Annotated in this window: 21 protein-coding genes; 8 read left to right on the top strand and 13 right to left on the bottom strand. The window is 68.1% G+C overall.

The genetic code is table 11. The features are described 5' to 3' along the window. The first annotated feature begins 249 nt into the window (after positions 1–249). On the top strand, positions 250–1,050 hold the full coding sequence (locus BN3794_RS00175) for a helix-turn-helix transcriptional regulator (RefSeq protein ID WP_066091563.1): 801 nt from the start codon (positions 250–252) through the stop codon (positions 1,048–1,050). Between the two features lie 250 nt (positions 1,051–1,300). On the opposite strand, the gene BN3794_RS15670 is transcribed toward BN3794_RS00175, so the two are convergent. The 5 genes from BN3794_RS15670 to BN3794_RS00155 form a co-directional block, all read right to left on the bottom strand. Further along, positions 1,301–1,807, bottom strand: coding sequence for a transposase (locus tag BN3794_RS15670; RefSeq protein WP_078059501.1), 507 nt, complete (start codon positions 1,805–1,807; stop codon positions 1,301–1,303). Continuing rightward, positions 1,756–2,679, bottom strand: coding sequence for a XamI family restriction endonuclease (locus BN3794_RS00165; protein WP_078059476.1), 924 nt, complete (start codon positions 2,677–2,679; stop codon positions 1,756–1,758). Before BN3794_RS00165 ends, BN3794_RS15670 begins: the two co-directional genes overlap by 52 nt. Continuing rightward, positions 2,676–3,164, bottom strand: a complete 489-nt coding sequence (locus BN3794_RS16730) for a hypothetical protein (RefSeq protein WP_236493087.1) — start codon at positions 3,162–3,164, stop codon at positions 2,676–2,678. The genes BN3794_RS00165 and BN3794_RS16730 overlap by 4 nt, the downstream gene beginning before the upstream one ends. Continuing rightward, the gene (locus tag BN3794_RS00160; RefSeq protein ID WP_236493080.1) at positions 3,113–4,333 is read right to left on the bottom strand and encodes an Eco57I restriction-modification methylase domain-containing protein; all 1,221 of its coding nucleotides are present in this window, start codon (positions 4,331–4,333) and stop codon (positions 3,113–3,115) included. The genes BN3794_RS16730 and BN3794_RS00160 overlap by 52 nt, the downstream gene beginning before the upstream one ends. A 103-nt stretch (positions 4,334–4,436) precedes the next feature. Further along, a complete protein-coding gene (locus BN3794_RS00155; protein WP_066091552.1) occupies positions 4,437–4,721 on the bottom strand; it encodes a helix-turn-helix domain-containing protein in 285 nt (94 codons plus the stop codon). A 384-nt stretch (positions 4,722–5,105) separates the two neighbouring features. Here BN3794_RS00155 and BN3794_RS00150 point away from each other — a divergent pair, with 384 nt between their 5' ends. Continuing rightward, positions 5,106–7,511 (top strand): TonB-dependent receptor plug domain-containing protein, encoded by a 2,406-nt coding sequence (locus tag BN3794_RS00150; protein ID WP_066091549.1) that lies wholly within the window; start codon positions 5,106–5,108, stop codon positions 7,509–7,511. 62 nt (positions 7,512–7,573) lie between these two features. After that, complete coding sequence (locus tag BN3794_RS00145) at positions 7,574–9,697, top strand: Atxe2 family lasso peptide isopeptidase (protein WP_066091546.1); 2,124 nt, start codon at positions 7,574–7,576, stop codon at positions 9,695–9,697. Here BN3794_RS00145 and BN3794_RS00140 read toward each other — a convergent pair. The 6 genes from BN3794_RS00140 to BN3794_RS00120 form a co-directional block, all read right to left on the bottom strand. Then, complete coding sequence (locus tag BN3794_RS00140; RefSeq protein ID WP_066091544.1) at positions 9,682–11,421, bottom strand: asparagine synthase-related protein; 1,740 nt, start codon at positions 11,419–11,421, stop codon at positions 9,682–9,684. The two genes, BN3794_RS00145 and BN3794_RS00140, sit on opposite strands and share 16 nt — an antisense overlap. Next, the gene (locus BN3794_RS00135) at positions 11,421–12,104 is read right to left on the bottom strand and encodes a lasso peptide biosynthesis B2 protein (RefSeq protein WP_066091541.1); all 684 of its coding nucleotides are present in this window, start codon (positions 12,102–12,104) and stop codon (positions 11,421–11,423) included. Before BN3794_RS00135 ends, BN3794_RS00140 begins: the two co-directional genes overlap by 1 nt. A 48-nt stretch (positions 12,105–12,152) precedes the next feature. Further along, positions 12,153–12,299, bottom strand: a complete 147-nt coding sequence (locus BN3794_RS16135) for a benenodin family lasso peptide (RefSeq protein ID WP_147675593.1) — start codon at positions 12,297–12,299, stop codon at positions 12,153–12,155. Between the two features lie 232 nt (positions 12,300–12,531). Beyond that, positions 12,532–13,179, bottom strand: coding sequence for a GntR family transcriptional regulator (locus BN3794_RS00130; RefSeq protein WP_236493077.1), 648 nt, complete (start codon positions 13,177–13,179; stop codon positions 12,532–12,534). A 276-nt stretch (positions 13,180–13,455) separates the two neighbouring features. Then, the gene (locus BN3794_RS00125) at positions 13,456–14,253 is read right to left on the bottom strand and encodes a tyrosine-protein phosphatase (protein WP_236493075.1); all 798 of its coding nucleotides are present in this window, start codon (positions 14,251–14,253) and stop codon (positions 13,456–13,458) included. A gap of 144 nt (positions 14,254–14,397) precedes the next feature. Continuing rightward, entirely contained in the window at positions 14,398–16,689 is a 2,292-nt protein-coding gene (locus BN3794_RS00120; RefSeq protein ID WP_066091518.1) for a TonB-dependent receptor, read from the bottom strand. A 72-nt stretch (positions 16,690–16,761) separates the two neighbouring features. Here BN3794_RS00120 and BN3794_RS00115 point away from each other — a divergent pair, with 72 nt between their 5' ends. Both BN3794_RS00115 and BN3794_RS00110 read left to right on the top strand, forming a co-directional pair. Beyond that, entirely contained in the window at positions 16,762–17,457 is a 696-nt protein-coding gene (locus tag BN3794_RS00115; RefSeq protein WP_236493067.1) for a TetR/AcrR family transcriptional regulator, read from the top strand. A 544-nt stretch (positions 17,458–18,001) separates the two neighbouring features. Continuing rightward, positions 18,002–18,754, top strand: a complete 753-nt coding sequence (locus BN3794_RS00110; protein WP_066091521.1) for a hypothetical protein — start codon at positions 18,002–18,004, stop codon at positions 18,752–18,754. Between the two features lie 370 nt (positions 18,755–19,124). Here the strand turns inward: BN3794_RS00110 and BN3794_RS00105 are convergent, their stop codons facing one another. Together BN3794_RS00105 and BN3794_RS00100 are read right to left on the bottom strand one after the other, a co-directional pair. Next, the gene (locus BN3794_RS00105) at positions 19,125–19,724 is read right to left on the bottom strand and encodes a hypothetical protein (RefSeq protein ID WP_147675590.1); all 600 of its coding nucleotides are present in this window, start codon (positions 19,722–19,724) and stop codon (positions 19,125–19,127) included. 464 nt (positions 19,725–20,188) lie between these two features. After that, a complete protein-coding gene (locus BN3794_RS00100) occupies positions 20,189–21,055 on the bottom strand; it encodes a glucose 1-dehydrogenase (RefSeq protein ID WP_066091527.1) in 867 nt (288 codons plus the stop codon). A 744-nt stretch (positions 21,056–21,799) separates the two neighbouring features. Here BN3794_RS00100 and BN3794_RS00095 point away from each other — a divergent pair. The 3 genes from BN3794_RS00095 (at position 21,800) to BN3794_RS00085 (ending at position 23,482) form a co-directional block, all read left to right on the top strand. After that, positions 21,800–22,363 carry a peroxiredoxin gene (locus tag BN3794_RS00095; RefSeq protein WP_066091530.1) on the top strand — a complete coding sequence of 188 codons (564 nt, stop codon included), beginning with the start codon at positions 21,800–21,802 and terminating at the stop codon, positions 22,361–22,363. A 152-nt stretch (positions 22,364–22,515) separates the two neighbouring features. Further along, positions 22,516–23,064, top strand: coding sequence for a DUF2058 domain-containing protein (locus BN3794_RS00090; protein WP_066092092.1), 549 nt, complete (start codon positions 22,516–22,518; stop codon positions 23,062–23,064). Between the two features lie 160 nt (positions 23,065–23,224). Beyond that, entirely contained in the window at positions 23,225–23,482 is a 258-nt protein-coding gene (locus BN3794_RS00085; protein WP_066091533.1) for a hypothetical protein, read from the top strand. Positions 23,483–23,651 lie beyond the last annotated feature (169 nt).

Below are 23,651 nucleotides of genomic sequence, written 5' to 3'. Positions count from 1 at the left end.
GAGGGGGAGGGGGTGATAAGCGCGGTATCGGTGGTGAGTTCGCTGAGGGTGTGGGCGAGCCGGATCCAGTGGGCGAAAGGGCATCGTCACATGACTTCAACATTTTGTTGATATACAAAAATAAATTGTATGTCAACGGTGAGGCCACATCTTCCGCCGAGCCCTGTCCCCCCTCTGACCTGCGTCTCGACGCGGGCCGGGCATCGCCGGCAAGATGACTGGCTCATCGCGCAAGGACCTAGCCATCGCATGGCCAACGCAAAGAAGACCGTGGCACCGGGCGCTCCCGCTTCCAGCCGCCGGCGCAAGGCCGCATCGGCCGTGGGTCCACAGGTGAGTGACGTATTCGCGTTGCTCGAGCCGGTGGTAGCCCTGCTGGGCGGCATGATCGGGGAGAACATCGAGGTCGTACTGCATGACCTGACCATCCCCGACGCCTCGGTGCGGGCGATCGCCAATGGTCACGTGTCCGGTCGCGGTGTCGGCGATCCGATCCTCAGTGGTCCCAGGGAGGATGCCGGTTTCCGCGAGCTCTATCGCGACGTGGAAGGCACCGGTCAGCTCAGCTGGTCGATCGTCGACGAATACCAGACCACCAGTGCGGCCGGGCGCACGTTGCGCTCAGCGACCCTGCTGTTCCGCGATGGCGCCGGCGTGCCCGTGGCCGCGCTGTGCCTGAATGCCGATATGACCGTGTTCGAGATGGCTCACGGCTGGCTCGAACAGATCCTGCACAAGAAGGCACAGCCAGCGCAGATCGATGCAGCCGCTGGCGCCGTCGGCCTGGAGACGATGATGCAGGAAATCATCGACGAGGCGGTCAAGCGCTTCATGAAGCCGCCCGAGCTGATGAACAAGGACGAGAAGATGTACGCGGTGGAGGCGATGATGCAGCGCGGCCTGTTCCTGATCCGGAACAGCGTGGAGCAGGTGGCGGCCGCGCTCGGAGTCAGCCGGTTCACCATCTACAACTACCTGGAGCAGATCAAGCGAAAGAGCGGTGGTACGCAGCAGGCGGCCAGCCGCTCGCGTCGGTCCCGGAGCGGGTAGGTCCCAGATTGGAGCCGGTCACCGGTGTCTGGTGGTTCGCAGCCTTGGCCTGGAGAGCGGCGACGTGACGGGATCAGGTCCACCGCTCGGTTGGAATGGCAGGTTCCACGGTCGGTGTGCGCCAGATGCCGGCGAAGCGTTGTGTCCTGGCTTGCACATGGCTTGTAGGCGCGGCGGCAGCCAGAGCCCGCAAGGATCTACGAAATCGGGTCGAAACCGGGGGGCGGAGTCTGAGCTATCCCCACGTTTATCAGCTCAAGACCATCTGGCTGTAGACGTGCTCGGGCGGTGTGCGTCGTCGCGCCATCCATTGGCCGGTGGGCTCCATCGGCCAGTGCCGGAGCAGGGCTTCGCGTCCGATGCGCAGGGTTGAATAAAGCTTCCGGCTCGTCTTGCATGGCGCCAGCCAAGCCACATGGCTGGACTGCTCATCGGCCATGCCTGCCAGCCAACAAGCGAAGCTGGCCAACGTGTTGAGCATCAGCAGGATGGTCAAGCGTTGACCCCGACGGGTCAGGCCGTCCTCAAAGGACGCGCCGTGGCGATGTGATTTGAGATCACGGAAGCTGTCTTCGATCTGTATGCGCCGCGTATACAGGCTGACCAGTTGGCGTGGGCTGGCTTCGATCAGATCTGGTGAGGCAATGATCAGCCAGGGCTCACGCACGCTCGCAGCCGCCTTACGGCTGTGCGAGCTGCGTGCATCTACCGGGTCGCCACGATGAAGTCGCCGAGATCTTCGAGGCGGTGCGCCCAGAACAGCGTCAGGCGCAGGGCCTGGGCCTGCTCCAGGTTGCGGACCTTGAACACGCCCGACAGCAGTGCGGCCGGAACCACCTGCGCGTCTCCCAGTCGCTGCATCCATGCGGAGGCCTTGGCGCCGGCATCCTTGTTCACGCGCTTGACGCTGTTCAGGGCGCTGTTGGAGACCTTGCATTCGATGAGCAGCAGGCGGGCGTCGAACAGGCGCACGACGATGTCGGCCTTGCGCCCGGCCACTTCGCTTTCGCCGCAGAACTCGCCGGGAGCCGGTGCCGTATAGAGGGTCTCGATCTTGCGGAGCCGCACTTCGGTGAGGCCGACCACATTGGCCAGATAGTCCTTGGCCGCCTGCTCCTGGCCGTTCTTGCCCTGGTGCCGCCGCGAGGTGGCAACGCGCTGCGCCGCCATCAGTACGGCCGTCGCCTGGATGGCGGCGCGCCATTCGGAAGCCTGCGCGCGGGTGTTCCTGTGCACCCATGGGAACCGGATCGGATCCAGCGTCTGCAGGAGAGTGCGCAACACGTTGCGCGCCGCGTGAGGGTCGCGCCGCAGTGCCGCGGGCGCCAGGGTCGAGCCGGCCAGGGCCTTCAGGTCGTCATGGGAAATGGGAGGCGCGGCGAGGTAGCGCAACGGCTCGCCCAAGTCGTGCGCGTACAGCTGCGCGATCACCCGGGAGGGTGGGCGGACAGGCTGGCGCAATCCCGTTTCGCGAAACGACCTGCGGACCTGCGCGCGACAGCGGTGGACCGTCGTCTTCCAGTTCGCCAGCAGCTCCCCGAGCCGTTCCCGGCGGAAATCGTCCAACGCCAGCGCGACATCCTGCGCCAGTTCGTCGGTGCTCCAGCGCGGCGGCCGGGCCGGGGTCATGCCGTCAGCACCTCCAGGTCCGGGACCAGCACCCGTTCCAGTTCCCCGGGTTCGAACTTGGTCAGGCCGCCGGCATAGGTGCGGCCATCGTCGGTGACGACGTTGCCGCGAAGCCAAGCGGCCAGCGCGTCCAGCGAAGACGCCGGGAGCTCCTGGCGCGGATAGATTCCATGGGCCACGTTGATGTGCCGGGCACCGCACAGGTTGCGCACGAAGGCGGGAGCGCGACGGGCCATGTAGGTCGAGAGGATGGGGGCGGGCGTCTTGAGGCCAACCGACCACCAGGCACGCCGGTGAAGAGCGATGTAGGAACCGTCGGCGCCCTGGGTCTTGGCCCATTTCAGAAAGCGTTCCACTGATTTCCTGGCCTCGTCGTCCAACTGGTCGAGGTCCGATGGAATGTCGATGACGCGTCGCAGCAGGTCCGGGTCGTTCAATCGCTCGCCGGCCGAAAGCAGGTCACGCGCCTTGGTGATGGTGGGCAACAGCACGCTTTCGGGAAGGTCGGCGGCATGCTTGCCGGCAATCCAGACGCTGTTCCCCCCGTGACCTGGCCGCGATGCACCCGGCACAGTTCGCCCAGCTCCACATAGCCTTCCGGGACAGGGCGTGACGGGCGGAACAGGGGAGACCAGCGGGCAGCGCTGCGCACTTGCTCCCACGGCACCACGTCGCCCTTGCTCAGGCCGTTCAGGGTTTCCAGGCTTTCCACCGAACGAACCCGCAGCCCTTGCGACTGCTCGCCCACCTTGAAGCAGGTGATGGCGCCAGTGGTGGCGACACCTTCGAATGGCCGGGCACGGGCATCGAGCACATGGATGGCGACGCCGCCCAGCCGCTCGGCCAGCAGGCGGCGCAGGGTGGCGCCGTAGTTCACATCCAGCCACTCGGCGGAGGTGATGAAGGTGCCCACGTCGCCAGGTCTGGCCAGCTGCAATGCACGCAGGAAGAAGTGGATATGCAGGCCGGCCAGCTTGCTCGCCTTGACCCCATATTCCTTCGCCGACACCGCGAACCACTGCTTCCAGTCCTCGCCGATGTCGTGGTGACGCACATAGGGGGGGGTGCCCAGGTAGAGAGTCCGGCCTTGGATCCGGGGAAGCTCGGCGAGGCGGAAATCCTCCACCAGCACAGTGGCGCGCTTGTCCAGCCCATGCACCGCGATGTTCGCTCGCAGCATGAGGGCCGCGAGCGGGTCCAGCTCCACGCCGACCAGCTGCGCCCCGGGAAACCGCTTCGCGGCGGCCACGAGGTAGCGGCCCGAACCCGCGCCTGGATCCACCACGCGTTGCGGCGTGCACTGCCCGGCGGCCCAAACCAGCATGGAGTGGATGATGGGGTCGGGGGTATAGACGGCGCCCATGCCACGGCGGGCCGCGGGCGTGCGCAGGCGCAGGAAAACCTCGCCGAGCGGGTCCGCGCCGTTGTGGATGTCGTCCCGCATCCGCTCGACCAGCATCGGCTCGGCCAGGGGCCTTACTCCCCTGGCAAGCACCCGCTCCGCTGGAGAAAGCGATGGACGCGGCCCCAGCAGCGCCAGGCACAGCGCCACCAGTTCGCGTTCGTTCTCGATCGAGCGGGGCGCCTGCGACTGCCCCTCGTTCTTGGCCGGGGCACGGCGGGCAGCGGCAGGCTTCTTCTTGTCACCTGTCATGGTCTTTCATCCGTGCGATGGCCCAGCCGGTCCACGATGGACGGGCCGGGCCGCTGCGTACTTTTTACCATGCCAGTCTCACGGGCCGATATTGCCTCCGGCGTCAGCGCTTGTGCTTGTCCTGGCGCTTGAAGCCGGAGATCAGCCGCGCGAGCTCGTCGTCCTCGGCGTAGAAGTAGGCCAGCGGCAGGTCGAGGACCTCCGCCAGCCGTTGCAGGGTCTGCAGGTCGGGCTGGTGGACGCCGGTCTCGTAACGGTTGACGCGGGCGCTGGCGACGAAGTCGTCCAGCCCGGCCTTGATGCCCAGGTTGCGCTGCGAGATGCCATAGGCCTCCCGTGCCTCGCGCAGCCGGCGGCTGTAGACGGGGAGCTGTCTCTTCTCAGCCAAGTGCGTGCGCGTCCGGGACTTCCATGCAGGGAAGCTTCCGGAATAGCACTTGACTTCGATACTACGTTAAACGTAGCTTTATGTGCGTATTGGGTTAACTGTATGTCACCCAATGCGTGTTGCCCGGCAGAGGGCTCGGGCAAATCCATATCTGGATGGCGTGGCGGGGCCGGGGATGCACCGGGGCGGTGGGTAGCCAGCGCAGGAATGGGGCTGGCTACGCCGTGGGCATGGATTCGAAGGTGGGACAGGGGCGTTCTGCGGAGGTCACGTGTCCGCGTGCGGATGCGATGCGGATCCGGTCCTGCCTGTGCCCTGGTCGCGGAAGAACGCCCCGCAACGACATGCCGGAAGACCAACCAGGCGGAATCCAAAGGACCCAGCATGAAGAAACGAGCATTACGTGATGCCATTTCCATGGCTCTGTTCGCCATGGCCTCCGGCACCAGCGCGCTGACCCTGGCCCAGGAGGCCGAAGCAGGCGCCCCGGCCGTAACCAGGAATCCGGAGGAAGGCCCGCGGCCTGAAGACTCCGAACCGAGGCATTCGCCGAAGCCCGGGTCGCAAGCGGCATCGGTAGCAACGGAGCTTGAGGCGATAACGGTCACCGGCACGCGCATCCGCGGCGGCACGACGCCATCGCCGGTGATCACCATCGGCAGCGAGCGCATCCGGGAGGAGGGCTTCACCGATCTGGGCGAGGTCATCCGTAGCCTGCCGCAGAACTTCTCGGGCGGGCAGAACCCGGGCGTGACCGGCGCCGCGAGCGGCGTGGGCAACCAGGACCTCACCGGTGGCTCCTCGTTGAACCTGCGTGGGCTGGGCGCCGATGCGTCGTTGACCCTGCTCAACGGGCGGCGGCTCGCCTACGACGGGTTCTCGCAGGCGGTGGACATCAGCGCAATCCCGGTGGAGGCGGTCGAGCGCCTGGAGATCATCCCCGACGGTGCCTCGGCGATCTACGGTTCCGATGCCGTGGGCGGCGTGGCCAACGTGGTCCTGAAACGCGATTTCGACGGCGTGGCCGTGGGGGCACGCTACGGCGGCGCGACGGACGGCGGCCTGGCCACGCGCGAGTACAGCGCGACCGCCGGTACCGCGTGGTCCAGCGGTGGGCTGATCGCCACCTTCAAGGACACGTCGTCCGACCCCATCCAGGCGCGCCAGCGCCGCTATACCCGTCACCTGGTCGAGCCGTACACGATCTATGGCGGCAGCGACACGCGCAGCGGCCTGGTCAGCCTTCACCAGTCGGTGAGCGACGTGGCCGAGCTGCGGCTCGATGCGCTCAGGACCGATCGCGACATGGAACGGTACGTCAGCCAGGCGGGGTCCTATTACCGTTACACCCCGGAGACGTCGATCACGCTGGTCTCGCCCAGCATCGCGTTCTTTCTCCGCAACGATTGGTCCCTCACCCTCGGTGGGGCGCATGGCAAGGACGAGAACATCGACGAGCGCTATCTCGTGTCCGCGACGGGAAGCCGCCTGGCGACGCAGACCTGCTATTGCAACGAGAGCCTTTCCTACGAGATCGGTGCGGAAGGCCCGCTGTTCCCGCTTGGAGGAGGGGAGGCACGCTTGGCGATCGGCGTCGGTTCCCGAAAGGACGAGTTCCGCTACCGTCCCAACATTTCCGGCACGCCCTACGGCGGCAGCGAGCGCGCCCGGTCTGCGTACGCCGAACTTGGCCTCCCGTTCGTCTCGCCTTCGTCCGGCATCGCGGGCATCCACCGCCTGGAATTCAGCGCGGCGATCCGTGGCGAGGACTACGACAGCTTCGGCCGGGTCACCACGCCGAAGCTGGGCCTGATCTACGATCCCAATGCCGACCTCACGTTCAAGGCCTCCTGGGGGAAATCGTTCAAGGCGCCAACCCTGCTGCAACGCCACCAGGACAGGATGGCCTACCTGTGGAGCGCTTCCGCGGTCGGTGCGAGCGGGAGTTCCGCCGATGACACCGTGCTGATGTCCTATGGTGGCAACACCGAGCTGCAGGCCGAGCGGGCACGCACCTGGGCGGCCGCGCTGGCGTTGCATCCGGAGGCGTTGCCCGGATTCGAGGCCGAGGCGACCTGGTTCGACATCGACTACACCGATCGGGTGGTCGAGCCGGTCAACTACCTGCAGGCGTTGAGCAACCCGGCCTATGCGGAGTTCGTGGACCTTGCGCCGACGCCGGGGCAGGTGGCGGACGTGCTCGCGGTCTACGGCAGCGCCTTCTACAACCTGTCCGGCGTGGCCTTCGACCCGGCCAACGTGGTGGCGATCATCCGCGACCAGTACGTGAACGCGGCACGGCAGCGGATCAAGGGCGTAGACCTGTCGGGTTCGTACCGGTTCGATCTCGGTAGCGGCCAATTGACGATCCGTGGCTCGTCCAGCTGGCTCGACAGCACGCAGAAGACCAGCGCCGGCCAGCCCGAGTATGCGCTCGCGGGAACACTCGCCAATCCTGCGAGGTTCAACGGCCGCCTGGGTGCGGTGTGGACATCGGGCGGCTTCACGACCTCGGGCTTCGCCAACCACACCAGCGGCGTGACCAGTCATCTCGGATCGACGGCGGGAAAGACCGCTTCGTTCACCACGGTGGATGCCACGATGAGCTATGTCTTCGGCAGGCGCGGCGGTGGCATCCCGGAGATGACGCTCGGGCTGTCGGTGCAGAACCTGCTGGACCGCGCGCCGCCGCTGTATGCCCCCGCGGTCGCGACTTACGTGCCCTACGACGCCACCAACTATTCGGCGATAGGGCGGTTCGTCAGCGCCTCGCTCTCGGCGCACTGGTAGGGGGAGCGATCGTGCATAACCGTTTCCCACTGGCTCCGTGGGCGGCAGTGGCGGTACGCGTGATGGACGCGGCGGCCGGGGCGCGTCATGTGCGCTGGCTCGCCCTGTCTGTCCTGCTGGCGGGCGCCGCCATCGGCCACGATTCGCATGCGGGCACGATCTCGCCACGGCGCCTGCTGGAGGTAAGCGATCTGGGCAATCCGGCGATCTCGCCCGATGGGCGCCAGGTGGCGTTCCGGGTGGAGCAGGCGTCGGTCGAGCGCAATACCTACGACACCACGTGGTACGTACAACGCCTGGATGGGCGGACGCCTCCACGTCGTGTTGCCGATGGCGGAGAGCCGTTGCGCGAATACGTCACGGGTTTGGTGCTGCCATCGCCGGTCACCTGGTCGCCGGACGGGCGATGGATCTACTACCGTGCGCGGCTCGATGGCCGGATCTCGGTCTGGCGCGCGGCGGCGGACGGGTCCGAGGTGCGTGAGGTCACCTCCGACAGCGCGGACGTGCGCGACTTCGAGCTGGATGGCGATGGCCGGACGCTGCGCTACAGCGTCGGTGCCACGCGGGAGGAGGTCGTTGCCGCCGAGCTGTCCGAGTACGACCAGGGCGTGCGCATCGACGACTCGGTGGTGATGGCCGGTGGCTTGTTCCGTTCCAGCAGGGTCGAGGGGCGAGCGGCCACGCAACGGTTCCTGGGCGACTGGTTCTCGACCGGGCCGTTGCTGGCCAAGGTGCCGGACCGCTGGAAGGCCGTCGACCTGGCCACCCGGGCGACGCGGGAGTTGCCGTCGTCGGAGGCACCATTGCCGCCGCCGACCCCGGCCGACCTGTCCCGGAAGCTGCCCGAGCCGACGAAGCTCGCCCTTCATCCGGGCGACGGACGTATCGCCGTACTGCTGTCGGCCGGGAATGCGGAGGCCGGCATGCTGCAGCGGCCGGACGCCGAGCTGGCGGTGCTGCCGGACAGGCGGTCCTCGCGCCCGTTGCGTTGCACGGATGCACTTTGCCGGCAGCGGACCATCGCCGACATCCGCTGGCGGCCGGGAAGCGACGAGGTCGTGTTCACGACGACCGACTACGACCGGGGGCGCGCGCAGTCGATCTACCGATGGAACGTCGCCACGGGCATCGTCCATCCCATCGTGGTGTCGGACGGGCTCGTGAGCGGAAGCCAGCGCCACTGGGACGTCCCGTGCGCGTTGTCGGCCGACACGCTGGTGTGCGTTGCGGCCGAGGCCGATCGTCCGCCGCGCCTGGAAGCGATCGACATCGAGAGCGGGCAGCGCCGGATCCTGTTCGAGCCGAACAAGGGGCTGGAAGCCGACATCGCGGCCACCGCGCCGGCGAGGTTGTTGCGCTGGAAGGACGGGCAGGGCAGGGAGTTCACCGGCCAGCTGTTCGAGGCGCAGGGTGTGGGCGGGAGCGATCCGCCGCCACTGTTCGTCACGTTCTATACCTGCCAGGGTTTCCTGCGTGGTGGCCTGGGCGACGAGTGGGCTCTGGCTTCGCTGGCCGAGCAGGGCATCTCGGCGCTGTGCATCAATGCGCTGCCCGGCTTCCGCCTGGATTACGTGGAACGCCATGACCAGGGCCGTGCGGCGGTGGAAAGCGTGGTGGCGCTCCTGTCTGAGCAGGGGCGCATCGATCGCAGGCGAGTGGGCATGGGTGGGCTCAGCTACGGCAGTGAAGTGACGCTATGGACGCTCGCACACTCGGACGTGATTGCGGCCGCGTCCGTCAGCAGTATCTCCACGACGCCGAGCTACTACCTCCTCAACAGCCTGCGCGACACCTTCCGTTCCCAGCTTGGGCAGATGTGGCAGCTCGGAGCGCCCGAGGAAACGCCCGGGCGATGGAGGGAGATATCGCCGGTGTTCCAGCTCGACAGGATCCGCGCACCGATCCTGTTCCAATTGCCGGAGCAGGAGTTCCGGATGCTGCTGGACTATGCGGTGCCCTTGCTGCGCAGGCACCAGGGGGACCTATACGTGTTCCCCGAGGAGGCGCACATCAAGTTCCAGCCGCGGCACAAGCTGGCGGTGTACGAGCGCAACACCGACTGGTTCCGCTTCTGGCTGCAGGGCTACGAGGACCCGAGTCCGGACAAGGCCGGGCAGTACCGTGCTTGGCGGCGGATGAAGTCGGAGGGTGCACGGGCTGCTGTTGATCACGCGGGGGATTGAGCCTGGTGTCGCACCCAGTTCTCGGCGGCGCACAGGTCGAAGATGCGCAGGAACGACAGGTCGCGGGGCGCCAGTTCCCTGGCGAAGAAGGCCGCCAATGCGGAGCGGTCGAGCAGGCCGTGGGCGCAGAGTTCGCCCTCTTCGAGGAACTGGCGCATACCGGATTTGTTGCGTGCATAGACGGCCGCCATGTAGCCGGTGTACGAGCCTTTGCTGCGCCGATCGAGGATGCCGCGCGGCAGGAGATCGGCAAAGGCGTCCCGGGCGACTGCCCGGTTCCGGCCACCGGAGATCCACATCCAGGTGGGCACCTTCAGGCAGGCCTCCACGACGGGCTGGGCCAGCAGTGGAAAGTGCATGGTGCGCCCCTCTCCACGTGGCGCCGTGTCCCGGAACAGTTGCGTACCGATGAGGTCCTGGATCTTCTCGCGGTCGCCAGGCAATGCATCCGGTGGTGCATCCAGCCACGGGTGGTATTCCGGAGCTGTCGGAACGTGGGCCGGATCGAGGAAGCTGCCATCTGTCTTCCACGTGGTGCGCGGCATGTGTCGGAGCTTGCGGAGTGCGAGCTTCCCGGCCTTCCAGACCGTGCATTGATGCAATTCCGACAGGTCGCGGACGGCGGCGAGAGCTGCCATCGTGCCGCGTTCCCTGAAAGCATCGGCGGCCGGCGCTGCTGTCTTCAGGTAGCAGAAGACGGTATCGCCGCCACCGCCCGAGAAGAAGCTATCCACGCCGTGCCGGGCACCCGCTGCCTTCCAGGCCTCGTTGACCGCGTGCTGCAGGATGCCCATTGCGGGCGCGACGGACCAGGGCGGGGGAGGGAAGACGAAGCGCACATGGTCGAAGCCGACCTCCACGGGCACGAGCTCGCGTCCCAGGATGCCCGCTACCAGTTCGGCGTATGGGCGTTCGTCGGTGCCGGCCACGGGCATCACCAGTGTGCAGAACGTGCCGCGCGATGCCCGTTCGTGCAGGCACGCCGCGACGATGGAAGAATCAAGCCCGCCCGACAGTTCCACCATGAAGCTTTCGTCCAGTGCGGACAGCGCCGTGACCACGCTGGAGACGGCAATTCGCACTTCGTCGGCTGCCGCCAGTGCGTCAGCGTGCCGGACGCCGGGTGCCACGAAGCGCCAGGGCGACCAGGCGGATTGCGTCGAGACATCGTGTCCCCGGCAGGTCAACGTGCTGCCTGGGAGAAGTTCGCGGACATGCTTCAACGCGGTGCGATCTGTCCGGAAGTAGGGAAACGCGAGGCCGTGAGCGATGGCTCGCCAGTCGACTTCGCGGACATGAAGCCCGAGGTTGGTCGCGAGTGTGATGTCGGAGGTAATGAATCCCTCGCCCTTGTTCAGGGCGTAGACGCATGGAACGGAGCCGGAGGGATCGCGCAGCAGGACGAGGCTTCCACTCTCGTCCACGTAGAAGGCTACGTACTCGCCCCATGCGTTCTGCAGTAGGTGATTGACCAGTTCGCTTGCTGTCCCGTCGAAGTCCAGTTCCGTGATCGGCTCGCCGGCCTTGCCGAAGAGCCGGCCGATGACCAGGCCATGGCCTGGAACCGGTACCGTGGGCGTGCCTGCGGAGACGAACAACCTTGCCGAGGCCGTCCGCATCTTGCATGTCATCCCGGCTGCGCGTAGCGCCGCTTCCGGTGGCGCGCGCGCGCGGCCGGCGCCGTTGAGTTCGCTGTCGAGCAGAAGAAGGTAGCGCCGTTTCATCAGATCGTCCTGATGGGCGTATGCGCATTGGCGTCGGACAGCGTCTCGTTGAGGACGACATCGCCGGCCTGCACCCAGCAGTGGGCCGCGAATGGCGCGAGCGTTACGCCGAAGACGATCCTTGCCGGCAATCTCCGTCGCGACAGGAACCGGAGCAGCGACAAGGAGTCCAGCAGACAGCGTGGCTCGATCGGCACATAGCGCCGTGCACGCGCGAATCGCATCGCCGCGTCCAGCGGTTCGCCGCCGAGGAGGGCGGCTGCGGCGGTGTGTGCGGACGTTCGAATGCTTCTGTAGGCGATGGCGTCCTCGATGACGGCCTTGAGTGTCCGGTGCCTCAGCTTCCGCCGTACCGACCAGGTGATCGTCGCGACTTCGATCAGGGTGGCAGGGCCTGGGGCGCGACCGGTGGCTGCGGTTTGCGACTCGATTGCGCTGCGTGTCGGGCGAGGGATGTCCGGCATCCGCGCATGGCCGGGGGGGTCCATTCCAGCGACGAGTATTCCCTTGGCGACTAGGGCATCTAGCTGTTCTGGCGGCACGTCCTCCTGTGCGAGGAAGCGCCGCAAGGCCATCTCAAGAGCATCGTCCATCCTGAAGTAGCGATCCTGCGCGATGTCGAGGAAGACCAAGTGACCATCGACGTCGCAGTACGACAGGTCACTGTTGATGAGATGACACATTCTTTCCTCCCAGGCAGGACGCGCACCGTGGTGCGCGTCCTGGAACGGTCACTCTTCGGAGATTCCCGGAATCATCGGAAGGCCCGGTCCGGTCGGTTCACCGAAACCGGCACCGCCTTTTGTCTCGACGCTGGCGACGCCAAGCACGATCAGGTCTTCCGCCGTGTTGGTGCGGGTGTTCTGTTTCGTATCCATCGCTGTCTCCTACGGTTGCGTCATGGACGTCCCATGACAGGCGCAGCGTAGGAGCCAGGATTTTTTGTTTTCAAATGATTATTCCGCTGTAATTCGTTGATTCTTGCTGGACTGTGATGCCTGTCCTGCAATGCCGAATTCAGGTGTGGCGGCGCTTGCGAGGCTGCATGCGACGCGTATCGATCGCGTCGGCAGGAGAGGGCTGTGTCGCCGCGATTGCGGTGACGTACCACTAGTGCAGGTAGTCGCCGCCGTCGCTCAGCGTGGCCACGATGCATGGCACCAGTTGCTTGCGGTGCTCGTGGTAATCGCGCAGGGCGGCCTTGAGCGCCGGGATGTCGCGTTCCTGCCAGTACCGGTCCAGCGTCGAGAACTCCTCGCATGCGTGCTCGATCAGGTCCCGCTTGGCGCGCCGTACCGGTGCCAGCCGGTCGTTGGCCTGCCTCACGGCCTGGTGCAGGGAACGGTGGCCGGTGGCCTGGGCGATCGCGTCGAACAGCTGCCAGGTCCGCTTCACCACGTCGTCGCCGGTGGGAGCGGGCCGGGGCTCGGCAGCCCTGCGCGCCGGCGGCGCGAAACCGATGTCGCAGGCCATCAGCAGCAAGCGCTCCATCCAGTCGTAGAGGTCGCGCATGGCCACTTCGTTGGGCAACGGCACGTGCAGGCCGCCGCGGGCGTGGTCGGCGACCAGGCCTTCGCCGACCAGGCGGTACAGGGCGAAACGCACGGGCGTGGGGCTGGTGTGGAACTCCGCGGCCAGCGTGCCGGGATCGATCCGCTGGCCGGGAACGTAGCGCCCCGATTGCAGGGCGCGCCTGACCTGCCGGTACAGCAGTTCACTCTTGGAGTGGATCGCGTTCGAATTCGCGCTCGTACCCATCGCGGAACTCCATGTCTGCGTATGTGGCCTCCCTGGCCCGGATGTTACAGGGATCGGCTCCTGGCGACGGGAGGAGGATCACGTCTTGCGCGTGTCCCGGCCTGGTACGGATCCCGCCGCGCGTGGCCCGCTTTCCCCGGTATGGGCAGCACCCGCGATGCCGGCCGGCGGGCGCATCGAGGAAAGGCGGGACAGCTCGCTCCGCGTGCTAGGCCAACCTGTCCGTCGCTTCCGTTCTTTTGGGGGATGGCGAGACAGCCGGAATGGCCCCCGGGGCTACAGGGCTGCGCTTGCCGCTCGGCCGGACTGTCCCAGCCGGGTTTTCAGCTGCTGGATCTCGGCCTCGCTGAGGCCGATGGACTTGAGGTAGTTTTCGGCGCCGCCGTGCTGCCGGTGCAGGGCGTCCAGGAACATCTCCATGTTCTCCGGCGCGGTACCGGCCATGGCGGCCATCTTCCTGCCGATCTCCGGGTTCTGCCTGACCAGCGCCATGATCTGCGCGTTCATGGCGCTGTCGCGGGGCTGGCTCTCCAGGTAGTGCGCGGAGATCGCATAGTCGTGCACGATGTCCGCGTCGGCCACCCCGGCCAGGTCCAGCAGCATCGCGGCGATGATGCCGGTGCGGTCCTTGCCCGCGGTGCAATGGAACAGCACGGTGCCGTCGCGCTCGGCGGCCATGCGCTGGAACACCTGCTTGAACTGCGGCTGGCTGTGGTCCAGCCACTGCACGTAGGCCGCGCCCAGTGAATCCGGGAAGGTGTCCATCATCTTCTGCAGGTCCATCTTCTCGGTGCCCATCAGCGAGGTGCGCTGGTAGTCGAAGCGGGCGTCGTCGGCCAGGCGGTCCGGCGATTGCGACTGCTCGTCGGCGGTGCGCAGGTCGATGTCCAGCGTCACTCCGGTGGCGGCCAGCGTGTCGCGGTCGGCGTCGGTCAGCCGGCCCAGGTCCGAGGTGCGGACGAACGCGTTGGCCGGGATCGGCCCATGGGCGCCCTGCAGCCCGGCGAAGGTGCGGGTGTTCCATGCGCCCTGCAGCGGGATGAAACGCGATGCGTCGGCGGCGACCGGCTGCACGTTGCCGGTGCGGTGGTACGGCCTGGGCGGCCTGGGCGGCCGCGCGGGCGATGCCGCCGTCGGCCAGCAGTGGCAGGCCAAGGCCCAGTGCCAGGGCCAGTGCGATCCGGGTGCTTCGGTTCTTCATCGGGGACTCCGAGGGGGTCAGAAGTGGACGGTCACGTCCACGCCGTAGGTGCGCGGATCGTTGAAGATGCCGGTCTGGCCGAGGGCGGCGCTGTTGAGCTTGTAGAACAGGTGTTCCTCGTCCAGCAGGTTGCGGGCCCACAGCGAGAAGGCGATGGTCGAGCCGGTGCTGTTCAGCGGGACGTCGATCAGCGCCACGCGAGCATTCACCACGAACGAGCTGTCGGTGAGCGTCTGGTCGTATTCGCTGGTGTAGAAGCCGTCGGACCAGTTGCCGTCGAGATGGAACTTGAGCCCGGAGAAGTTGGCGAACGGCACCAGGTAGTCCAGCGACACGGTGCCGGCGTTCTTCGGGGCAAGCAGCGGTTGCACGGTGACCTCCACGCCCGCGCCGAACGGGTCGACGGCGGTCAGCGCATCGATCTTGGTGTAGGCGTAGTTGAGACCCAGGGTCAGGTTGTCCGCCGGCATCACGCTGAACTCCAGTTCCGCGCCGCGCGAGGTACCGGTGCTGAGGGCGTTGGTGGTGACCATCGTGGTGCGGGTCTCGCCGCTGTTCGGGTCGAACGGCAGGGTGAAGTCGATCTGCCTGTGCTTGATCTTCGAATCGAACAGCGCCAGGTTCAGGCGTGCGCGGTTGTCCCAGAACTGCGACTTGAAGCCGAGCTCGAACGCGCTCACTTCTTCCGGGCCGAAGGCGGTGTAGGTGGTGGAGCGCGAGTTGGCGCCGCCGGCCTTGAAGCCGGTGCTGTACTTGGCATACACCATTGCGCTGTCGCCCAGGTCGTAGGCGATGTTCACCATCGGGTCGAAGCGCCCCCAGGTATCGTGGAAGGCGAGGTCGGTGGCCATGCCGTTGACCGTGTAGAGGCTGCCCTTCTTGTCGTCGCGGGTGTAGCGGCCGCCGGCGGTCAGGTGCAGGCGCTCGAGCGAGGCCGGCGTCCAGGTGGCCTGGCCGAAGAGGCCCAGGCTGTCGGTCCAGGCCTTGCTGGCGCGATCGATGCGGATGTTGGCCAGGTCCAGCGGGTTGGTTTCCGGGTTCAGCGTGTAGCTGTTGCCGTCCGGTCCCCACAGCAGCATGTTCGGCGTCTGCGCGTTGTCGCCCGCGGTCTCGTGGTAGTAGAAGGCGCCGGCCAGGAACTGCACCTGCGAGGTGTTGCCGATCAGCTGGAATTCCTGGCTGTACTGGTGCTGGTAGACCTGCGCCAGGCTGTAGCGGCCGAAGGCGGTGTACGGGCCTCCATAGGCGGAAATCGCATCGACCAGGCCCATGTCGAACTGGCCCTGGGTGAGCTCGCGGTAGGAGCTGATGGACTTCAGTTCCAGGTTGTCGCCGAGCGTCCAGTCCAGGGTGAGCAGGTGGCCGCTGGTGCGGCCGATGTTGTCTTCCTGCGGGCCACCCAGGATGGAGGAATCGCGCCGGTCCGTGCTGGCGCCGGCCTGCTGCAGCGGGCTCATGTACGGGCCGGCCACCAGCACCTGCGTGTGGTACGGGGTGGTGGCGTCGTAGGAGCGGTCGAACGCGTACAGCGCGGAGAAGGTGTCGCTGGGCTGCCACAGCGCGCTCAGCCGCGCGCCGCGCTTGTCGTAGCTGTTGAAGTCGCGCTCGCCGTGCATCGGGTTGTCGGTGGTGCCGCCGCGCTTGGCCTGCACCGCGTCGATCTTGAAGCTGAAGTCGCCGACCTTGGGCAGGTCCAGGTGCAGGCCGCTGCTGTAGCCGCTGTAGTTGGACACGCCGGCGTTGACGCTGCCGCCGAACTCGCCGGTAGGCTGCCGGGTGACGATGCTGATCGCGCCGCCCTCGGTGTTGCGGCCGAACAGCGTGCCTTGCGGCCCCTTCAGCACTTCGATGCGCTCCACGTCGTAGAGCATGCTGCCCAGGCCCTGCGCGCGGCCCATGAACACGCCATCGACGTACACGCCCACGCCGGCGTCGCGCGCAGGCTGGTTGGCATCGCTGGAGGCGCCGATGCCGCGGATGCCGATGTTCAGCGCGGAACTGCGGGTGGCGAACGGGGTCACCCGCAGCGACGGGATCGAACCATCGGCCAGGCTGCCGATCGAGATCGCGCTGCGGTCCTTCAGCGCTTCGGCGTCCACGACGGAGACGGAGATCGGCGTCTCCTGCAGGTTGGTCGCGCGCTTCTGCGCGGTGACCACGACCTGGTCCAGCGCGACCACGTCGCGGGCGGCGGTGTCGGCGGAGGAGGCGTCGGCAGGAGTGTCGGCGTCGTCGGCCATGGCGAGGGCCGGCAGGGCGGTGGCGACGGCAAGGGCCAGCAGTTGGCGGTGCAGCGGGACGTGGCGCATCGGCTTGGTTCGTGGGAGTGGGGGCCGGCGCAGTCTGGTTGCCCAAAATGACGAATGAATGACCGTTCATTCATGAGATGGCTGGCGTACCATCCGCGCACCCTGGACATCCTCACGCCGCCGATGACGCCGAAGGTCCCTGCTGTCCCGTCCGTCGAAGACACCGCTGCCACCCGTGTGGAGGCCCAGCGCCAGCGCATCCTCGATGCCGCCCAGCGCTGTTTCATCGCCCGCGGGTTCCATGCCGGCTCCATCAGCGAGATCGCGGCGCAGGCGGATATCAGCCAGGGACTGATGTATCGCTACTTCGAGAACAAGCGGGCATTGATCCTGGCGCTGATCGAGCGCCAGCTCGTGCATGACAAGGGCGCGATCGGCCACATGCCGGCATCGCCGGACCTGGTCGAAGGCCTGCTGGGCTGCTACCGGCAGTGGGCACGCGGGGAGACGCTGGATACGCGCGGCAACACCATCGCCAACGTCGCCCTGTATGCGGAGATCACCGCCGAGGCGCAGCGCGACCCGGTGGTGGCCGAGGTCCTGCGCCGGTACGACAAGCAGACCGGCGCCGCCATCGCCGACTGGTTGCGCCAGTACGACCTGGCGCGGGGACGCACGGTGGACGAGGGCGACCTCGTCCGGCGCACCCTGCTGCTGCGGTTGCTGGTGGAAGGCCTGGCGATGCGCGCCGTGCGCGATCCCGACCTGGCGCCGGACACCGTTCGTCAGCTGCTGGCAAACGTGATCTCGAACGTGCTGGCCGAGTGAGGCCGGTCCGGCCGGCATGCTGTCGCCCGGCGCCGGACTCGCACATGTGCCGGTTGGATTTGCCGGAGCGTTGGCAACCGCCCTGCCACGCAACCGGGCCGAGTCGCGCAGTGCGGTAGCGCCCGGCTGGGATTCGGCAGGCATGGGGCGAAGCAGCCGGGAAAGGGGGGGCGCAGTGGGCCGGTTGCCAGGCAGGGTCACCGGTTTCCTGTGCGCCATGGCCAGCGGGCGGACGAGAGCGCCATGTGCCGGCTGACATGCCCTCCTGCAACGACGACAATTCAACCGCGACTATGCCGCTCCCATGCCCTGCCGGGCGGCGGCGAGCCCGGCCCGTGCGCGTTGGCAGCGGTGGGGAGGGCATCGGCCACGAGGCAGGCCATTTCTCCGCGTAGGCCTTTCGATCCGGCTCCGGCTCTGGCTCCGGTCGTGGGCGGGCGAAATCGCGGGTCGTGGCATTGGTCTGGCGTGGGTGGACCCGGTCGGCGCGGCAGCGGGGACTGGGCAATAATCGCCGGCATCCTTTCCGCGGTATCGCATCCCGATGCGCAGCCTGGTGCTGGCTCTTGGCCTGTTCCCGTTCGCGTCACCGGCGCTGGCGCTGGCGCAGGGCGCGCGGGTCGCGCCGGCGCCCGGGTGCCTGGACGCGCGCACCGTGAGCGAGATGCGCCAGCCCGGGCCCGGGGAGGTGGTCGTCAACACCACGGCCGGGACGAATTACCGCATCGGCCTGGCCGCCGACTGCCCGGGGCTGGAGGCCGATCCGGACGCGCAGCTGCTCGCCAGGGAGGGCTGGGTGTGCGGCGCCGGGCAGGAGTTCGTGCGCAGCGGCGAGAGGCTGTGCCCCGTGGTGCGCATCGAGCGCATCGATGCCCGCGACTATGCCGCGGCCGCGCGTCGTGCCGACAGCACGGGCGTGACGACGTTGCCGACGGTATCGGTGCGCCCGGGAGAGCCGGAGAAGCGCCGCGGCTTCGGCGGTTCATACCGCTACTGCTTCGATCCGCGCGGCATGCGCAGCTGGAGCGAGGACCCGCGCGGCCTGACCGTGGAGGTCGCGCCGCGGCGCAATGCCGGCAACCGCCGGTACCGGGTGGAACTGGCGGGCAGCTGCCCGATCCTGGGCTCCTCGCCTACGCTCGATTTCGAGTCGGGCATGGGCATCGGCGTGATCTGCGGCAACCCGGGCGACGTGATCGTGTCCACGCTGGACCGGCCGGGGCTGGACGTGCAGGCGCCCAGCCGCCTGGTCAGCGGCGCGCGCTGTGCGATCACCGCGGTCTATCCGCAGGACTGACGCGGCCGGCGCGGCGTCCCGCCTGCGGGTGGCGCCCGTGCGCGAATGTCGGGGCCGCGGATCGCTTGACGCGTTCTGCACTGCCCGGGGGCCAGGAGCCTTCGATCTCGGCCGGCGATCGCCTGCTGCGCGATCGTTGCGGCCCGGTTGCACCTGGTGATGTCCCTGGATGCAAGGCGGACCGCGCCTGCAGGAAGACGGGATGGCCCGCGACACTGCATGGCCATCGCGCGGAAGCGGGATCGCCGCGAGTACGGCCTTGGCACTGTCGTGGCATCGCCTGCTGCCGGATCGTGCCCGCGGCGGCGCAGCCCGTCCATGGCACCGCGCCTCATCGTTCCTGGCCACCGGCGGGTGCCGCCCGGGCGCGTCAGCGAGCGGTATCCACCGATTTGGCGCGTTCCAGGCCAGTGGCCATCAGCCGCCGCGTGCTGGCCAGGTACTCGCATACCGGCTTGCCCTGGCAGGCCGGGATCAGCTCGCTGTCGAGGCGCTGCAGGATCTGGCTGTACTGCATCGCCATCGTGTTGGTGAACGCGGTGCGGTAGGAGTTCTCGTCGTCGTAGGCCGCCAGCGCGTCGAGCCGGCTTTTCGCACCTGCCTGCTGCACCTGCACCGCCGGGCCCGATTCCACCGCGCCGAGCGCGCGGCCGCGCGCGATGTTGTCGTTGTGCTGGCGGACCACCTGGCGCGCGAAATCCTCGGTGGACGAGCCGATGTGCCGGTCGATGGCCTGCTGCGCCAGGGCTACCAGGTTCCGGTCGAGCACCGCCACGGTGCCCAGGATCTCCGCATCGTTGCGGGCAAGCGGCGCGCCCGCATCCATCGCCCGCGGCTCGCTGGCCACGTGCGGGGCGGTGCTCGAGGTCGGGTCGCCCGGACGGTTGCACGCGCCCAACAGGGCGAGGGCGACGAGCAGCACGCCCGGGCGAAAGGCGATGGGGCGAGGGACGATCGTGTCTGCGTTCATGGGGCGGACTCCGCGGGATCGGGGACTGCGTGGCGGCGATACGTGCCGGCGATGCATTTCGGCGAGGGTGGGCCGGTGTCCTTCGGCGCTGGTGCTGGCGTGGATGGGAGATACGGGGTGAGGTCGCCGGCCGGGCATCGGGACGACGCATCCCGGAGGCAGGGCATTCCCGTCGTCGCGCGCCCCGCAATGGCGGGTTCGCGCCGACGCGGTGATGGTCGCGGCCGGCCGGTTGCCGGGCGCTCGCGCACAGGCCTGCGGATGGGGGGCGTTCCTGTGCGGGTCGGCGTCGGACATGTCGTGGTCCTTTCCACGCGCCTTGCCGTTGCCCAGCGTGTTCGGAGCGTGCGCGTTCCCGCGGTCGCCAACCCGGCCGGGGGATGGGCGGCCTTCCATGTCACTGGCCTGGCTCCCATGGGGCGTACGAACGGCACGCGATGGCCGCCGCGCAGGCGCGTATGGCCTCATACCACCACCGCGCCGCCGGCGATGGTGAGCAACGCGCCCGAGGTGTAGCTGGCCCGGTCGCTGGCCAGCATCACGTAGGCCGAGGCCAGCTCCGCGGGTTGCCCGGGCCGGCCGAAGGGCGTGCTCGCGCCGAACGTTTCAACCTCCTCGGCTGCCATGCCCGCGGGGATCAGCGGTGTCCAGATCGGGCCGGGCAGCACTGCGTTGACGCGGATATGGCGCTCGGCCAGCAGCCCGGCCAGGCCGATCGTGAGGTTGGCCAGCGCTCCCTTGGTCGCCGCGTACGGCAGCAGGTTGGGATTGGGCCGCATGGCGTTCACCGAGGCGGTATTGATGATGGCGCCGCCGCCTTCCAGCAACGGCACGCTCAGCCGCACCAGGTTGAAGACGGCATGGACGTTGGTGTCGAAGGTCTTGTGCCACTCCTCCAGGCTGATCGCGTCGAAACTGTCGAAATAGCGCTGGTAGGCGGCGTTGTTGACCAGGATGTCGAGTCCGCCGAGTTCGTCGTCGACCTGCTCGATCAGCGCGCGTGCCTGGTCCGGGTCGCTGATGTCGCAGGCGATGCGCACGGCCTTGCTTCCGGCTTCTTCGATCAGCCTGGCGATGCGTTCGGCATCGTCGCGGTCGTCGGGCAGGAAGGCGATCGCCACGTCCGCGCCTTCGCGTGCGAAGGCGATGGCCACCGCCGCGCCGATGCCCGAATCCCCGCCGGTGACCAGCGCCTTCTTGCCGCGCAGCTGGCCGCTGCCGACATAGCTCGCCTCGCCATGGTCGGGGCGGGGAGCCATGCGGTCGGTCTTTCCGGGGAACGCCTGCTGCTGGCGCTTGAACGGCGGCGCGGGATATCGAGGAAACGACATGGTCTGCTCCTGCGATTCGGCAGTGCATTGTCGAGGGCGTGCCGTTAAAGGGGCGGCCACGTCGCACCCGTGCGTCCTCACGCGGCGTGTAGATACGACGAGCGCCGCTCGGCGCGCGTTGGACGAGGTGGCGGCGTGTCGAACGGCTTTACTGCCCGGCACTGCCCGCTGGATGGCTCCGGCTGGATTGCAGGCTCGACCATGGTCATCCTGCGATGCCGCGATGCCGCGATGCCGCGATGCCGCGATGCCGCGATGTCGCGACGCCGCAGGCACTTGTCCGGATGCTGCGCGCCTGGGCGGCGTGGATCGCGCGAGGTACCGCGCAAGTGGACGAGAGCGGTGGCGTGCAGGGCGCGGTTGTCTCCCGCGTCTCGTGGGTGATCGCGATGCCCGCGCGGCCACCGCCGTCGCACGTTGCGGTGCAGGAGGCCGCCGGGCGGTCCCGGGATGGCCGGCCGGCCGGTTGCTCGGTGGCACGTCCGGACGCATGCCCGCGGGCGGTTGCAGGCAACTGCGCCGCAATGCCGATACGCCCGGCACGTTCCCAGGACCGGCCTGCCGGCGTCGTCAAGCGGCGGTGACGGCGGCGGGTGCATAGTGGCGCCGTCCCCCGCCCCATCGTCCGGCTCGCGGGTGTCACGGGTCGCATCGGCACCGTGTCCCGGCACCGGCGCCCCAGGTCCGATAGCCGGGTCGTGTGCCACCCTGTCCCTGGTCGTATCCCCTCATTGGAGCCTCGTAATGAAGACCACGAAGAAGTTCGTCCGGCGCCTGGCCATCTCGCTGGCGGCCGGTCTTGCGCTGCCGGTCATGACCGCGCTGGCCGCCCTGCCGCAGGGTGCCACCGCGCCGGAGTTCAGCCTGAAGGCGGCCCTGGCCGGCAAGCCGATGACCTTCGACCTCGACCAGGCGCTCAAGCGCGGGCCGGTGGTGCTGTATTTCTTCCCGGCCGCCTTCACCGCCGGCTGTACCCTGGAAGCCCACCGCTTCGCCGAGGCGACCCCGGAGTTCGAGAAGCTGGGCGCGACCGTGGTCGGCGTCACCGCCGGCAACATCGAGCGGGTGGAGGAGTTCTCCAGCGTCGAGTGCCGCGACAAGTTCGCCGTCGCCGCCGACCCGGGCGCCAAGGTGGCGGCGAAGTTCGATGCCACCATGCAGGCCGACGGCAAGGTGCTGTCCAACCGCACCTCGTTCGTGATCGCGCCGGACCACAAGATCCTGCTCAGCTATACCGACCGCAGCCCCGAGAAGCACGTGCAGATGGCGATGGACGCGGTCAAGGCGTACCAGGCTGGCAAGAAGTAGGGCCCGGCGCCGCTGCGCCGGGCCGGGCAGGGATGCCGGTGCCGCCGGCCATCCCGCGATCGGGCCGGCCGCACCGTTTTCCGGGTGTGCGCCTCGCAGCCTGGACGCGCTACCCTGCCGCGCTCGTTCCCCGACATCGCATCGCCATGGCCATCCGCAACCCGCTCCAGGAACAACTGCTCAAGGCCGGCCTGGCCAAGAAGGGCAAAGTGGACCAGATCGCGCGCGAGCAGGCGCGGGCGCGCCACGGCAAGGGTGCGCCGGCACCGGCCGCGGCCGACAAGGTCGATGCCGCGCGCCTGCAGGCCGAGCGTGCCGAGCGCGACCGCGCCCTGGCCGCCGAGCGCAACGCCCAGGTGCGCCTGCACGAGCGCCAGGCGCAGGTCCGCCAGATCGTGCAGACGCACCAGGTCAAACGCGCTGGCGAGCTGGAATACCGCTTCGCCGACGGCAACGCCATCCGCACGTTGCTGGTGGACGCCCAGCAGCGTGCCCAGCTGGCCAGCGGCGCGCTGGTGATCGTGCGCCACGACGACGGCGTGGCACTGGTGCCGCGCGCGACGGCGGAGAAGATCCGCGAGCGCGACGCCACTGCGATCCTGGCCGATCACGGTACCGCGCCCGCTCCGGCCTCCGAGGCGGGCGACGACGGCTTCTACGACCAGGAGCGCTTCAAGGTGCCCGACGACCTGGTCTGGTGATGCACCGCCCGGGGCCTTGCCGGCGGCAAGGGCTTGGCGTGCGTCATGACGACGGCGTGGTGCTGGTACCACGCGTGACACGGGGAAGACCTCTAGCGTGACGCCAGTGCGATCCAGGTCGATCACGGGGATCCTGCACCGGCCTCCGAAGCGGGCGGCGATGGTTTCCAAGACCAGGCGCGCCTCAAGGTGCCTGGCGACCGGGTCTATTGACGCACCGTTCGTCCTGGGTCTTGCCGCCGGCAAGGACTCGGCGTGCGTCATGACGATGGCGTGGTGCTGGTACCACGCGCGACACGGGGAAGACGCCAGTGCGATCCAGGTCGATCACGGGGATCCTGCACTGGCCTCCGAAGCGGACGACGGTGGCTTCCACGACCGGGGGTGCTTCAAGGTGCCCGACGACCTGGTCTGGTGATGCACCGCCCGTCGCCTTGCCGGCGGCAAGGGCTCGGCGTGCGTCACGACGACGGCGTGGTGCGGGTGCGGCGCGGCGGCGGAGAAGATCCTGGAGCGTGACGCCGTGCGATCCAGGTTCGATCATGATGATCCCGCACCGGCCTCCGAAGCGGGCGGCGACGGTTTCC

This window comes from Xanthomonas massiliensis, from assembly GCF_900018785.1.
Taxonomy (GTDB): domain Bacteria; phylum Pseudomonadota; class Gammaproteobacteria; order Xanthomonadales; family Xanthomonadaceae; genus Xanthomonas_B; species Xanthomonas_B massiliensis.
The sequence above is the reverse complement of the archived record's forward strand: the minus strand, read 5'-3'. Positions and strand labels throughout refer to the sequence as shown.